Raw genomic sequence first — 14,045 nt, 5'->3', positions numbered from 1 at the left:
CGCCTTAGAAACTGGGCGTTTATTGACATGCGGATGCCCGGTATTTTCCCACAAAACCGAAAATTAACCATGCGAAGGGCATTTTAATCCACAAAAGCCCTTCAGGAAGATTTTATATTGAAAACTTTGGGATTTCACTTGGCCGCCAAATGCGTGCACAAGACATTAGCACGCCCGAAATCAGGCTCGAATCAGATACTTGTTCAGTAGCGTTTCGAGACCGATGCAATGACTCGCCACGCGTTCGGAATCTCGCACCTCCGGATCGACTGCGACGGCCGCGATTTCCGCTTCCAGCGACTCCATCAATTCGCGCGCGGACGCCATGTCGTCGATCGATTCGACGGTCCCTGAATCACCCGACGCGGCCAGATACTCTTCGGCCAGCTGGCTGTTTGAAAACAGGCACAGGACGACGACCTCCGCTCCTTCGGCATCAGCGCCGACGATCGAACTGAAACCAGACTCAAGTCGCAGCAAATAGACAGGATAGCTCCAAGGCGAATAGTCGACTTCCAGCCGGTCGCTCAGCAGCGACTGGACCGTCGTCGACCAGGCGGCGTTCACCGCTGCTTCACGCGGATCAGGATCAAAGCAGACCAACGTGACGGGCGCCTGTAAGCTTTCCAGCAGCCAAGCGAATTCGCGGTCGTTGTTTAGCTGCCGGGGAGCGCCCAGGATGGCGAAATCCTGCATGAACTCTAACGCCTTTTCTTCGGTCGTCACTGCGACCAGCAACTGCTGCGAGTCATCTTGGGGATCTACGATCGAAGCATATCCGCCGTTGTGAGCAATCAAATAAATCGGATAAGTCCACGAATACTGCATCGGTCGGTTTCCTTCACTAACGTCGCAAATCGATTATTGGGCAGCGGCGGCGGCCGCAATTCGCCGATTCTCGCGGCGCACGAGTTGTCCACACGCGGCGTCGACATCGGCGCCAAGGGAATAGCGAATCGTCACGGTATAGCCTTCGCCGCGCAGCGCGGCGCCAAACGCTTCGCGGTCTTCTTTCGACGTTCCCTCGAGATGAGGCGCCGCATCGACGCGATTGTAGGGAATCAGATTGATGTGCACCGGCAAGCCGCGAAGATAGTCGGCCAGCGCCGCGCGATCTTCCGGGCCATCATTGATCCCCCGCAACATGAGATACTCGATCATGATCGACTGCTGCTGGACGGCCGCGACCTGATCAAGGGCGGCGCGCAATTCTTTCAGATCAAACTTGGCCGCCAACGGAATGATCTCGGTGCGGCGCGATTGGATCGCACTATGTAAACTGAGCGCGAGATTCACCTTCGGAAACTTGCGGGCGAACGCAATCATTGCGCTAGGCAAGCCCACCGTCGAAACCAACGTCCGCCGCGGCGATTGATCAAACCCATGGGGAGAGACCAGCTTTTCTAGCGTCTCATGCACGGCCGCCGTATTGTGGAACGGCTCTCCCATCCCCATGAAGACGATATTACGGACCTTACGGCCTTCCGGCTTGAGCAACTGATTGGCCTGCACGACCTGGTCCAAAATCTGGGGCGCCGAAAGACTGCGAGCGATCCCCATTTTGCCGGTCGCACAAAAATCGCAATTCGCCGCGCAGCCGACCTGTGACGACACGCAGAGCGCCGTGCGTCCGGTGGCGACCCGCAAGATGACCGACTCCAACAGCAGCCCATCGTCCGTGCGGAACAGCAACTTCGAAGCGCCGTCCAGCTGCGAATCGAAACGCTGATCGAGCGTCAGCTCATGAAAACGGATCTCGGCCGCAAACGCGTCCCGAGCCGCTGCCGGCAATTCCTGCAGCGCCTCTTCGTCCGAACCCTGCAGTTTCAACAGCCGCGTACGGAGTCGGCGCAGCCGATGCGGGTCGAGACCCAATCGCTTGCGCATCGCTTCGACAGCGGCGGCGTCATGGATACTACTGGGCATGGCCGCACTTTCGCTCGGCATGCGGTGCGTATTTCGACGGTTCGGTCGGCAAGTTCATGATGGTTCCCGGATTGGCTCAAACGACCCTGTATTGTAGGTCGGATCGGCGGCGGAACCAAGGAACCCTCCGGAGCAGGAATCTCTAATTCGCCGCCGCGCATAAAAAAAGAACGCCCCATCAGGGCGTTCTCAAGCGTTCGCCAACGCGGCGACTTCTATTCGTAGTCCCACTTCATGATCCAGGGATCGGCGGTTCGCTTTTGAAATGCTTTTAGCTTCTCTTGCATTTCCTTTTTGACGTCCGAGTACTTCTCAACGTCGGCCAGATTGTTCGCCTCGTACGGATCGGTGGAGAGATCAAACAGCTCAAACGCCGGGCGATGGATATAGTCCTTCACCGTCCGTTGGCCGTAGTAGGCGTCCGGCCCTTGCTTGTAGATGTCTTGAAATGTCGGCGCCGCCCACAAGTCCGACGCGAACGGATACGGCAATCCATGCGCGATATTCCAGATCAATTTGTAGTTGCCGCTGCGGACGACGCGCATCGGGTAGTACATCGTGATCTCGTGAAACGTGTGCGACGCGTAGATCTCGTCCCAACCCGCGGGCTTTTCCTGATCAAGCGTCTTGAGAAACGAGCGTCCCTGCATTTGATTCTTTTTCGGCGTCGCATTGGCGAAATCGACGATCGTCGGCGTCAGATCAACCCAGCTCACCAGCGCTTCGCAGCGCAGTCCCCGCTTTTGGTTGTAGGGATTGCGAATGATGCAGGGAGAGTTGAGACCCGGCTCGTAGGTGGTCGTCTTTCCACCGGGAAAAGCGATGCCGTGATCCGAGATATAGAGGATCAACGTGTCGTCATAGACCCCCTTCTCTTTCAAGATTTCGACCAAGCGGCCCAACCCCTGATCGATGCGGGAAACCGATTGGTAGTATTGGGCGAGTTCGGCCCGGCAGGTCGGCGTGTCTGGCAGGAAGGAAGGAACAATCACGTCGTTCGGATCAAAGAGGACCGTCTCGACGCCGGGATAGCCTTGCGGTCGATTGCCGAAGGCGTCGGGCTTGTAAGGATCGCTTTTCACCACGCCGCCGCCGCGATGCGGATCCGACGTGCAGATATATAGGAAGAACGGCTTGTCGCTATCTTCCCCGATAAAGTCGGCTGATTCGTTCGCCAGGTCGACGGCGTTGCGGCTATCCCCCTTCAGCGCGTGCTGAAAGTGATAGACCTTTTCCGGCGCGACATGATACTTGCCGATTCGCGCGGTCCGATAGCCGGCCGCTTCTAAGTAAACCGGCAAGCTTTTGACTTTGTCGTACGAGCTGAAGTGATGATAGGCGTGCTCGTGTCCGTAGTGACCGTTGGCGTGATTGAAGATGCCGGTCAAGATGACGCTGCGACTGGCGCTGCAGCTCGCCGTGGTCGCATAGGCGTGATCATAGATCGTGCCGTCCGCGGCTAACGCATCCAGATTGGGAGTTTTGATGACCGGGTTGCCGTAGCAGCCGGCATCTTTTCCCTGGTCGTCGGTAACAAACAACACCACATTGCGCGGAGCCGCGACCGCAGTCGCGGTCCAGCCGAGCAGAAAAAGAAAGGCAAACGATGCGATTCGAGAAATCACGCGAAAACTCCCAGGAAGGTAATAACAGGCGGGAAATTCACAATAACACGCCACGCCGTCCGATTAAAGCGCGTTGCGCCTCTCCTTGAAATCGGTTGGGTGAAATTGCCGCCAACTTCGGCCGCAATTCGACCAGAAACCCGCAATTTGCCGCTCTCTCGCGGAACTGATCTGGGGCAGTTCCGCCCCGTCTGTGAATATTGGCGCAGCCAAACGTGTAGAAAAGCAGCTTATCCCCCACCAAATCAGGCAATGGGGTTAGCGCGCTAGTTAATGTTCGCGACAATCTCGCTTTACCCCCCCTGCAACGCCTGACTTCTGAGCCCCTTTATGCAGTTTCTCGTCGACCAACCGGTTTGGGTCGTCGCCATCTTCATTTTCTGCACACGCATTGTCGATGTGTCGATCGGAACGCTACGAACGATTTCGGTCGTGCAGGGACGTCTCGGCTTGTCCGTCGTCCTCGGCTTTTTTGAGGTGCTGGTCTGGACGATTGCGATCTCGCAAGTCATTACGGGAATCGGCGAGAACCCGATGCTGCTGTTCGCCTACGCAGGCGGTTTTGCCGCCGGCAATGCGGTCGGCATTCGACTTGAGCGGATGCTAGCGATGGGACATGTCGTCGTGCGGATGATTTCGCCGCATGATGGGCCCAAAGCCGCCAAAGCGCTGCGTGAAGCGGGCCAACGGGTCACGACATTCACCGGCGAAGGCCGAGACGGGCCGGTGCTGCTGATCTATATGAATTGCCGCCGCCGCAAGCTGAAGCGCCTGCTCAAGATCGCGACCGCAAGCGATCCCACGATTTTCTACACGGTGGAGCCTGTCCATTCGCACAACGAGGGGCTCAACGTCCCGCTGCCCCATCGCACCGGCTGGCGAGCGCTTTTGAAAATGAAATAGGCGGACTTCAAAATCCCCCCTTTTGAAGTCGCGTTATTTTGTCAAACCTCGTCCTGTGGGCCTGGATAGCTCCGCTATCTCGGCCGACAAAGTAGGCCAGAGACATCAGACCGCAGACGGACCTACAACGATGGTTATGGCGCCGTTTGAATTGGCGAAATGGCCGCGAACTGCTTACCGGGAACCAATGCCGCTTACGGAGTCTTCTCGAAAAGCGCATCACGCCGTGGCTCTTAGATTGTGGTTTTCTTCGGTTTGTCACCGCGATGAATGTGAAGCAGAGGATCCAGCTGTCGAGCTTTTTGCAGCGCTTCGTCCGAATCTCCAAGACAGCCGCGCAGGACGAACTCCTTCGTCAGTTTGGCGGCGGCGATCTTCGTGATGATTTTGTCCGTTAGATTGCAACCGACAAGTTCAAGTCGCTCCAACTTGACGCCGCTTTGCACCAGCGCATCGATATCCGGCGCGTCCTTGAAGAATAACGCGTCTTTGCGAACCACGAGCTGCTGAAGTCCAGCGACCTGAGAGAGCTGACGCAGGAAAGCCCCCGGCGTTCCTTCTGGGATACTAAGTCTTTTGAGTGACTTTATCTCCAGCAAGTGCGACCAGGTCGCTTCACTCGCCCGTTTGCGAAGTTGGATTTTCAGTTCATCGATCTGGGGAAGAAAAGCAAGTGATTCCCAGGCCGCTTCGTCGGTAATATTCAGATTTACGCTTACCGGCGCCGGCGCCCCGAGGACGCCAAACACTTCTCTTGTCTCTTCATTGGGCTTCCAGCCGCGGGTAATAAATAGCCGATACGGATCGTTGAGCGGCGGTGGTCCGCCAGGGGTGGATAGATCGCGCAGCGAATGTACATCCCGCGAAATCATCAATCCGCCATTCCGCGCCCCAATGATCGCCTGACGCATTTTCTCCGACTCCACCGTCGACCAGGTTACCCCTTTCAACTGGGGAGTCGCCTGAGCCAATTGCCGGACTCCGGCGGTCGTTACAAACGTATCGCCTAGCCGAATCGACAGCAGCGCCGGATGCCCTTGCAAGTGGGCGATGCCGGCGTCGGAGACTGGCGTCGTATTCAGAACCAGCGTTTCCAGCGTTTTTATTTTTGCAACCTCCGCGAGGAGCGGATCGGAAATAACGAGCATTGACAGCCCCAGTTCAGTGAGCAACCGACACTGCTGAAGCGTTTTCACCTCCGCCTCCTGTACCATCTGCGTGCCGAACCAGACTTTCGCAACTTCTTCGGTGGGCAATAGAGTGGCTAGTGGGTGCTCCGCCAAATTGATGTCCTCAAGGTGAATGAAAGAGATGAGTCCTTTCATGGAGCCCTCCTCACGGCGAATCACCGCCTGCCCGCCGAGACTGCGGATCTTCTCAGCGAGTTGCTGGTGCTTGGAGATCAGTTCCGGCGCGGGGACTTGGTCGGCGAAGCTGCAGGCAGAGCTACCAAGCAGCAACACAAAGCAAACGGCAAGTTGAAGATGCCGATGAAGCGACTTCGTAAAAAGTGGTTTGCTGGATGATGCTTCAAGCATGCGCATTGAACTACTCCGAGATAAAATGCGATCGTTGACCATGGTCGAGATTGACAATTAACTGAACTAGGAGAATCTCAAGGATTCGAAACATCAAGTTCTTCGTTGAAGTAATCAGAATTGGCCATAATCCATGCCGTGCTGAATGGAACAGCAGAGGACCCTCCCAAGTTTGCCCAGAGAGAAATATCTCCAATATTAATGCCAGCCGGGGGACTGTCGTTAGCTCCCGCTGCATAGGCGATTAGCTTTTCCACATTACTAACGACCAGTGCATCCTGAATTTCGGACAGCTTTTCGCGACTCGCTTCGAGACCCGCCTGATAGACACTAAACATTTCTCCTACACCAATTTCCGTAAAGATTCCGCCGATTTGCAGCGCGCCTTCGATCGCTTCCAAGCCATCCACCGGATTCGAACTCGCGAAACCGTTCCACAACTGCCTTGACCCATTGATGGCATCCAGTGCTGACGACACGTTGCTGAGGCTCTCCACGAGAGTGGGAATGTTGATGTCCAAATTTGTAATCTCCACCAGATCCGAATGTTTCCACTCCACATCTTTAATGTCGATCGTCGCCGCGCCACTGGCAAACACAGCCGCGTCGAAGCCGCCGCCGGGCCGAGGCCGATAGATAATTAGATGCTCGGATTCAATGCTCACGGTAACAATTTGGCCTAGCAATTCACTCCCATCTACGAGCTCAACGCTTTGGAGCGTAAACGAGAGTTCGTCTAGGGTCCCTTGGGGAAGTTGCTCAAATGCCCTTGCAATCAGACCATTCGCATATCCGATAGTATCGTTCGCATATGTCAGCGACTCCCAAGCTTGAGGCGGATTATTTTCGGCGGAAACGACATCCTGAAATCCTTCTTTAAAATAGTATTCATCAAGCAGACGAAACAATTCCCGATGCTCCGGCGTATTCTTCGTCAGCAATGCGGTGCGAAAATCTCTCATCGTCTGATCAACGGTATAGCGAGTCTTTAGCTTTACCATGTAATCGTCGAAGTCGCCCTTGCTGTTAATCTCGTTGACAGTCGCCAGGGCGGCAAGATCGGAGAAATAATATTCTCCTCCGTTGTGAATCACGATCTCGCCGTATCGATCACCGGCGTCGTACGTCGGATTGTAGAAAATGCCGCCGCCAGCATAGAAAAAGGAAATACCAGGCGTCCAGTCGTCAAAATAAACAATGCTACCGTTGTCGGGTAGGTTTTCCGCGTCTTTAAACTTTTCGCTATGAATGGCGTCTCCGCCATCCCCAAATAGAGCCATCGTGAAGAACGACGAACTTCCAGAACCGGATCGCATTAGCAAGTAAAACTCGCCTGGCGCGTATTGATACGGGACGACCGTATAGTCATCGTCGATAGTCGCGTTTTGGATGGCAATCACGGTGTCGTCAAAAGAGGCTTCTACTGCAAAATACTCAGTCGATTCGTCAATATCGATCAGGTCTTGACTGGTTGGATCGACATCCGCCAGTGTTCGCACAAAGACCTCCGCCCTCGTTTGCCCTGCCACGATCGTGACATACTGCTCGAATTGAACATAATCTTCGTCGACTTGAGCGTTGCCGGCATCACCAGTCGATACCCAAAAGGTCACGTTATGGGCAAGCGGATATTCGATTTCCAAGTAGAATCTCGCCACATCGCCTTCCACAACAAAACCATCCGGTATTTCGCTTGGCACAATCGATTCGGGTTGAGAAATCGTAACATCCGGATAAGCATCGACGAGCAACGTGTCGACTACCGCCGAATAGCCTTCCTCATTCCAAACCAGGGCAATCTGATTGTCGGCGGAAGCGATGAGCCCCTCAACATAGATCGTGATTTCTGAGTCGTCGGCAAATTGCGTTACTCCTGTTTTGACTTCCTGGGTCCCCAACTCGTCTAACCAAATCGCAATATTTTGATTGGAGAAGCTAAGTGTGAAATTGCCTACTGGAGCCGATTCACTCTGATTGCCTCGTAGAACGAGTTTGCTAATTTGGCGACGATCACCCATGCCGGAGACGGATATCCGGCCTCCCTTCGCATTCTCCTCAATGTCCGACAGCAGATCTTCCGACGTTTCGCCAATCTGAAGATCCAGATCGCCGCCAAGATCATGGATGCTGACCGTCGCCGTATCGGCGCCAATTGCGTAGTACGGCAGATAGCCGTACTGGGAGTTCCCTTCGCTGGGGAGTAATTTCAAAACAACCTCTTCCGGGTCTTCATGCTCCGAGTCGTTTCGCGGGCGGACGAAGATGTCGACATACGATTCCTGCCCAGGAATCGTCGCCGTTGCATAATTGAACTTCCCTTCGTTGTCATAGTAGATCGGAATATTGAATTCGTACCATTGCTCTTCCACATCGAGATATGCTGGAATCTTGTATCTGGAGACGAGATGGTAGTCACTCAGCGATGCCTGGGTACTTTCGTCAATTTTGAACGCGACCGACAGGCTATGCGTTAGATCGGTTTCGTTGCTGCGAGTAATGCGGAGGAGGCCGTTATTCAGCGGCGTTTCAGACGTTCCGAACTCTGCGGCGATCGCATCGATCGCCGCGATATCGACAGTCCAGTCGTCGTTGTCTTCGATCGTAACGTCGGCCGTGGCGCCGGCACCGATCGTGTAATAGGGAAGACCGGATCGCGTGGACGTGTCAGAGGCGAGGATTGTGATTCGTAATTCACTATCCAATTTGTGATGCGGGTCATTCGTAGGAATGATTCTGAAGTCACCGAACGTGCTCCCCGACCGGATGTAAATGACTCCCCGGTAGAGCTTGTCTTTCGCATCCCAGGTCAACGAGGAGGAAGCTCCGTCGACTCCCACAAAGCTGTAAGGATTTCCTTGTTCGTCCGGTTCAATCTCTACCTTGACCGCCAACGAGTGCGTCAGATCGGTTTCGCCGCTACGCGTAAAGCGGATGACAGCGTCGCGATTCGGTTCGCCGGCGCCATATTCGCTGGCGACGCTCTCCTGCGGCGTTACGTTAACTTCCCAATTGTCGCTTTCATTGATGGTAATTGTCGCAGTGGCGCCAGCGCCTTCGTAGCTCTCTGAAATACCGCTAACAGGGACGGAAAAAGACGATACCAACCGAATGTTTAACTGTTTCGCAGCCTCCGGATCGATATCGTTATTTGCTCGCACCAAGAGGTCAATATCGCTCGCTTCATAATCCCAGGAGATATAGGTGACATACTCGCCGTCGGCATTGGGCGTGCTTCCCAGAGAAATTGGCTGGGCATCACTGGCAGTAATCTTATAAATACTGTGCAAATCACCCAAAGCATCGCCGCTGAACGCGACCACAACTTGCGCGTACCAGCCCGAACTATCGCTACGAGAAATCCGAAACCATTCGCCATCGAAATCCTCTTCATCGACCACACCGTCGTCAATCGTAGAGACCGACATCGTTGCGAGAACTCTGCGCGCCTCTAAAACTTCTACAGGAAAGAGGCGCCTCCGTCGCTTTCGACTTTCCGCCATCGAATAACGACACCGCGCAGGCGTTAAATATTTGACCCAGTTCACAAGAGAAAAGTCCATGCCTTCGCTCGCTGAAATTGCGTGATTGGATAAGAATCGCAAAAAGCTCGAAGTGTGACGTGCACTATAATCGCTGCTGACGCCTTGTTCCGCCTGCGGCGAATCGCAGTTTACAACGTGAGCAGTACGCGAATGGGATAGCGTCTGAGCTAGTTGTAGCGAAGAAAGAACAAGGTTGAATCCGCAGCTTTCAATATTAAAGAAAGAACATTTTCGAGAATTTGCGTCGACAGGCTTTTGATTCGCGGTCGATGCATAGATGGAAATCTGCGAGATTACAGTTACATGCATGATTCCACTAGCATGACGACTATTTCTACAAAATGCATTACTTTCAAGAGAAGCAAGCAGGTTGCTGGACTGCGCCACTCCGCCGCCCGAGATTGAGACAAATTTTGACGATTGCCGCGTCTTCTCTTGTGACTTACTTGTTCAAAGAACTTCCCCGCGCGAGAATTGGCGAATTAACTAACAGCGCCAATCGTACGGCAGAATGAGGGATCCGTAACGCGGCGGCGCTGCAGGAAACTTCGCGGCAAATAGTCAAGACAATCGGAAGTCCTTCACAAAAGCTGCGCTCAAGCGACTTACATCTCGACGTCGTCGTCAATCACTTCCGCATTGTAGGGATGGCTGTGACGATGAAGCCAACGCAGCGCGATACGACCGACGCTGACGACAATCAATAAAAACGGGGGCATCGCGAGCGAGACGACGATAAACAGATACCGTCGCGGCAAAGTATCGCTGGCGACGTTGATCGCATAATACGCCAACGTCGCGACGGCGCAGCAGAGGAACGTCGCGAACATCAAGCCGGCGATGGTGAACCGCGGCATCCAAGCAAGCTTCAGCTTTGACAGCCCCAGAAATTGAGCGACGATCGCGCCCAGCAACATGCCGAACGGGACGCTAATCACCGCGGCGAAGCTGCCGATGATCAAAGCGGCGAACCACGGATTTGCGCCGCTTTGGTAAAGACTGGTCAGCGCGATGATCAATCCGACGGTGACGAACGTCGCAAAGGCGACCAGCGCCGCGATCGCGCGCGCGATATATTTGCCGCTCAAGTTCAAATCTTGGAATCGGCCCGGTAGACTCCGCCGCGAATCTGGCTCACTGGATCGCAGATCGGACATGGTCGATTCCTTACATGCCGTACGTTTCAGGCGTCGGCTTATGCAGACGTTGGACTTCGGCCAATAGCTTGCCGTAGCTGATCTGATCATCCACCGGAATGATCGCGTAGCAACCGTTTTGGCAACAGCAGTCGAGAATCACCTGCCGCGAGTTGGGCGTCTGAAATCCGTCGGTCGACGGCTCATGTCCGGTTAGAAAATATTGAGCGCCTGTCTGCCGAGCGAACGCATCGGCGTTTTCTTGGCGAAAATCGCGTCCCCAAACCAGTCGACCGACATCTCCCTGACAGGCCAGGTCTTCATCGACCAGGGGCCGATCAAACACGGCCGGATCGAACGGTTTTTGGTCGCACTTTTCGGGCAAGCTGTGACAGATCAACAGGCGCTTGCCTGCTTTCACGCCGATGGGAAGACTGCGGAGAAAATGGAGATAGGCGTCGCGGACATCGGCGGTCCGATTGCCGTACATCTCTTGTAGGCCGGCGCGGAACATCAAGTTGAGCATCTTCCCCCCTTTCAGGATCGGGAAGTCGACCATTTCGGCCAGTTCGTGATTGCTCAGCAAAAAATGGACGCGATAGGGAAACTGGCTCACCAACTGCGCGACATCTTCTAACATCAAGTGCGACATGCAGCCCCCCCCTTGCGGATAAGTCGGACCGCCGTGACAAACCTCTTGCAGCACCAGGTGTCGCTCCGGATGAAGCTCGAGTGCGGCGAGTTCTAGAATGCGCTGAAAGTTCCGTCGATTGCCATGCAAGTCGGCGGTCACCATCACATCGGCGGCGTCATTTCCGGCCGGCAGCGAAATCAGATTGCCGTGTCGATTGGGATTGCTGAGGTTGATCTCCGCCGCTTTCTGATAGCGCGCGATGACTTGGTCAGCAAGAGAAGTTTCTACAGTCATAATTTCGACTAGCGGAATCGCGCGAGAAAGGGAAACGTGAATTTCACGTAATCAACTTCTAATTGTTGCCAGTTGATGCGTTCCAGGCAAACGCGATGCGTACTGTGACGGTTGTAACGGGTTTTCCGAGGCCAAGCATTAGGAGAACCTCAAGGAATTCTATGAAATTTCCCCCTCCCCTCCGTTTTTAGCTTAACTTTCAGTTAGGCGCATACCGCCGGCTTCTCCTCTTCATCTTTTCGGATTTCATCAATATGGGCGTAGAGCGGCGAACGTCGATTCGCTTTCCGGTAATGCCGGAAAACGTAAGTGGGCGTCTGGTGCTCGGCAGCGAGGAATTCCGCGTTCGCCTGCTTGATGAATCGATGGCCGGATTCGCGATTGAGCTCGAGGTCTCCAAAACGCGCCTGCAATTGGTAAATCCAGAGCACGAGGAAGAGTTTTTCCTCTTTGGCGAAATCGCCCAGCTCATTCTCAATAATAGCGCTTTCGAAGTTCAAATCACCAGCGTCGGCTTCAAGAACCCTTCGCCCGACCGCAAACTTCATCCCACCAAAGCTCTGCTGCGCGTCGGTGTCCGAATCATTCGTGAGATCTCCGCCGTCGAGTTTCATCGCGCCGCTTGGCGACGAGCGGCGGCGATTATCTTTGTCGCTGCGGCGGTCACCTTTGGCGTCTCGCTGGGGATGTTCAAAGATCAACTGCTGACGGCGACCGGCGCCGAAGAGCCGACGTTCAACGCGCTGATCGCTTCGATGTCTCGCGATTGGAATCAATACGCCGCGGCTCCGCAGGCTCCACGCAATGACGGCCTGCAGGTCTTGGCCGGCCAAGGACAGCAACTTCATCTCTTTGCTCAACAGTTGCGAAGCGACCCGATGCCGCTGCGCGTGCAACGAATCACGGCGCTCAGTACGCCGGAAAACTGGAAAACGATGGAGCTGAGCGAACAGCAGCGTGGCGACATTCAAAATATTCTGCTGGAAGCGAACGCGCATTTTGAGCGAATCTGGACCGTCTATCGCGAGTTTAAGTCGGAACTGGAACTTCGGATCGCCGCCTATCTGGATGAAGTCGAAATCCGCATTCTGTCGCATCTCACGACCGCTCAGGCCCAGTCCTGGTCGCAAATCGGACTGTAATTCCGGCCGGCGACGCCGCGCTGCTAGCAGGCGCTAGTCATTCGGATGATTCCGAATTATTCAATATTCGCGTTTCTACCGCCGATTTAGCAGAGGGAGAGCCTTTTGCGCCGTCGACTCCCGCCGAGCCGGCCCGCGCTGCAAATACGACCCGGACCGTTGGCCACACGAATCAAGAAGGTAGAGATGATGAAACGAATCGCGCTGCTCGCCGCAGTAACCGCCATGGCGGTTGGAAGCGTCGGTTGCCATCAAATTGGCGCAAATCCCTGTCGAAACCCCACCAGCGTCAGCGCTCCTCCTGCCGCCGGCGGCGGCTATGGTGGCGGCGGAGCCGGTGGTTATTCGCCGGAAGTCACCTACCCCTACTACACGACGCGTGGCCCGCGCGACTTCCTCAATCCGCATCCGTACGATATCGGCTATTAATCGTTGATCTCGGGCGTCCACGCGTCCGGAAGAGAACGAAGCCAACGACAAGCGTCGCCAGCAGCAAGCGACGCTTGTCGCATTTCTTGGGCAGTTGCTTGATTCGCGGCGGAGACGCCGTTGCCTGCACGCGCAGCGGCGTGCAGTAGAAAAAACGGATCAGGGCTTGTCGCTATTGCGAAGAGGCCTGCGGTTGCAGGAGCGTCTGATACGCTAGCAGGGCGCGAAACAGATCCCGCGACACCATCACGGTCTCATGCTCGACTTCGTCTTGAATCGTCACCCCACAGCGGCGCGCATCGTCGAAAAGTTGCAGCAATTCTTCGAGGCCGACGGCAATTTCAGCCGCAGCGGGTTGCGCCGTATCGTTCTCGGAGTGATCCTTGGTCGAACCGGCGCGCGGCGTCAAAGCCGCAGTGCGCGCAGAATCGCCGACGACGATCTTCGCCGGTTCGCTCCCGTCGGATGGGGTCGAATCGTCTTCGGGACCAAAATAAACGCGTAAATGCGGCGCCATGGCAAAAAGTCCTAGCGACAACGGCTCGAAACGGAAAGTCAGAGCGACTCGCACCGTGCCAACCTCTCTGTCTACCATTCGATTTCGGCAGAATGCGGCTGATATATCGCACAGAATCGCTGTAACTGCTCCGCAATACCGGCGAGTCATTCGTCGCACCCGCGCAATCGCTAAAGTTCGCCTAGGTACGGATATCTACCACTGCGTCAGGAGTAAAAAGAAGCCGGCTAGGCGAATTCTGTGTTAAATCTTGGACCTTGCCGCTTTGTGAATCCTTGACAACAAAATCGGTAGCCCCTAGATTGCCGGTCTGGCGTCCCATGCGCAGATGCCGCTCTGGCAAGCCTTTGACTCGCGCC

Annotated in this window: 11 protein-coding genes; 3 read left to right on the top strand and 8 right to left on the bottom strand. The window is 55.0% G+C overall.

The features are described from left to right. Window positions 1-180 precede the first annotated feature (180 nt). The 3 genes from DSM3645_RS05190 to DSM3645_RS05180 all read right to left on the bottom strand — a co-directional run bounded on the left by DSM3645_RS05190 (window position 181) and on the right by DSM3645_RS05180 (window position 3,551). Window positions 181-828 (bottom strand): hypothetical protein, encoded by a 648-nt coding sequence (locus tag DSM3645_RS05190; protein WP_002651007.1) that lies wholly within the window; start codon window positions 826-828, stop codon window positions 181-183. A 33-nt stretch (window positions 829-861) separates the two neighbouring features. Beyond that, on the bottom strand, window positions 862-1,926 hold the full coding sequence (gene rlmN / locus DSM3645_RS05185) for a 23S rRNA (adenine(2503)-C(2))-methyltransferase RlmN (protein WP_040352137.1): 1,065 nt from the start codon (window positions 1,924-1,926) through the stop codon (window positions 862-864). A gap of 215 nt (window positions 1,927-2,141) precedes the next feature. Next, the gene (locus DSM3645_RS05180) at window positions 2,142-3,551 is read right to left on the bottom strand and encodes a sulfatase family protein (protein WP_002651005.1); all 1,410 of its coding nucleotides are present in this window, start codon (window positions 3,549-3,551) and stop codon (window positions 2,142-2,144) included. 330 nt (window positions 3,552-3,881) lie between these two features. On the opposite strand from DSM3645_RS05180, the gene DSM3645_RS05175 reads away from it, so the two are divergent. Then, a complete protein-coding gene (locus DSM3645_RS05175; protein ID WP_002651004.1) occupies window positions 3,882-4,454 on the top strand; it encodes a DUF2179 domain-containing protein in 573 nt (190 codons plus the stop codon). A gap of 233 nt (window positions 4,455-4,687) precedes the next feature. Here DSM3645_RS05175 and DSM3645_RS05170 read toward each other — a convergent pair whose 3' ends face one another. The 4 genes from DSM3645_RS05170 to DSM3645_RS05155 all read right to left on the bottom strand — a co-directional run bounded on the left by DSM3645_RS05170 (window position 4,688) and on the right by DSM3645_RS05155 (window position 11,598). After that, window positions 4,688-5,998 carry a hypothetical protein gene (locus DSM3645_RS05170; RefSeq protein ID WP_040351629.1) on the bottom strand — a complete coding sequence of 437 codons (1,311 nt, stop codon included), beginning with the start codon at window positions 5,996-5,998 and terminating at the stop codon, window positions 4,688-4,690. Between the two features lie 71 nt (window positions 5,999-6,069). Then, window positions 6,070-9,921 (bottom strand): hypothetical protein, encoded by a 3,852-nt coding sequence (locus tag DSM3645_RS05165; RefSeq protein WP_131282252.1) that lies wholly within the window; start codon window positions 9,919-9,921, stop codon window positions 6,070-6,072. A gap of 218 nt (window positions 9,922-10,139) precedes the next feature. Then, complete coding sequence (locus tag DSM3645_RS05160; RefSeq protein WP_040351628.1) at window positions 10,140-10,691, bottom strand: hypothetical protein; 552 nt, start codon at window positions 10,689-10,691, stop codon at window positions 10,140-10,142. A gap of 10 nt (window positions 10,692-10,701) precedes the next feature. Further along, window positions 10,702-11,598, bottom strand: coding sequence for a metallophosphoesterase (locus DSM3645_RS05155; RefSeq protein WP_002650999.1), 897 nt, complete (start codon window positions 11,596-11,598; stop codon window positions 10,702-10,704). Window positions 11,599-11,852: 254 nt separating this feature from the next. Here DSM3645_RS05155 and DSM3645_RS05150 point away from each other — a divergent pair, with 254 nt between their 5' ends. Together DSM3645_RS05150 and DSM3645_RS05145 are read left to right on the top strand one after the other, a co-directional pair. Then, window positions 11,853-12,740, top strand: coding sequence for a hypothetical protein (locus DSM3645_RS05150; protein ID WP_002650998.1), 888 nt, complete (start codon window positions 11,853-11,855; stop codon window positions 12,738-12,740). A 189-nt stretch (window positions 12,741-12,929) separates the two neighbouring features. After that, entirely contained in the window at window positions 12,930-13,169 is a 240-nt protein-coding gene (locus DSM3645_RS05145; protein WP_237564758.1) for a hypothetical protein, read from the top strand. 172 nt (window positions 13,170-13,341) lie between these two features. Here DSM3645_RS05145 and DSM3645_RS05140 read toward each other — a convergent pair whose 3' ends face one another. Next, window positions 13,342-13,686, bottom strand: a complete 345-nt coding sequence (locus DSM3645_RS05140; protein WP_002650996.1) for a hypothetical protein — start codon at window positions 13,684-13,686, stop codon at window positions 13,342-13,344. Window positions 13,687-14,045 lie beyond the last annotated feature (359 nt).

The sequence above is a fragment of the Blastopirellula marina DSM 3645 genome (assembly GCF_000153105.1).
Classification (GTDB): domain Bacteria; phylum Planctomycetota; class Planctomycetia; order Pirellulales; family Pirellulaceae; genus Blastopirellula; species Blastopirellula marina.
Note: the sequence above shows the minus strand (reverse complement) of the source record. Positions and strands in the feature narration are given on the sequence as shown.

Bases quoted from the DNA above. Each gene is read 5' to 3' on its own strand.
- DSM3645_RS05190 (WP_002651007.1), bottom strand. From the start codon at position 828: ATGCAGTATTCGTGGACTTATCCGATTTATTTGATTGCTCACAACGGC.
- rlmN (WP_040352137.1), bottom strand. From the start codon at position 1,926: ATGCCCAGTAGTATCCATGACGCCGCCGCTGTCGAAGCGATGCGCAAG.
- DSM3645_RS05175 (WP_002651004.1), top strand. From the start codon at position 3,882: ATGCAGTTTCTCGTCGACCAACCGGTTTGGGTCGTCGCCATCTTCATT.
- DSM3645_RS05170 (WP_040351629.1), bottom strand. From the start codon at position 5,998: ATGCGCATGCTTGAAGCATCATCCAGCAAACCACTTTTTACGAAGTCG.
- DSM3645_RS05160 (WP_040351628.1), bottom strand. From the start codon at position 10,691: ATGTCCGATCTGCGATCCAGTGAGCCAGATTCGCGGCGGAGTCTACCG.
- DSM3645_RS05155 (WP_002650999.1), bottom strand. From the start codon at position 11,598: ATGACTGTAGAAACTTCTCTTGCTGACCAAGTCATCGCGCGCTATCAG.
- DSM3645_RS05150 (WP_002650998.1), top strand. From the start codon at position 11,853: ATGGGCGTAGAGCGGCGAACGTCGATTCGCTTTCCGGTAATGCCGGAA.
- DSM3645_RS05145 (WP_237564758.1), top strand. From the start codon at position 12,930: ATGAAACGAATCGCGCTGCTCGCCGCAGTAACCGCCATGGCGGTTGGA.
- DSM3645_RS05140 (WP_002650996.1), bottom strand. From the start codon at position 13,686: ATGGCGCCGCATTTACGCGTTTATTTTGGTCCCGAAGACGATTCGACC.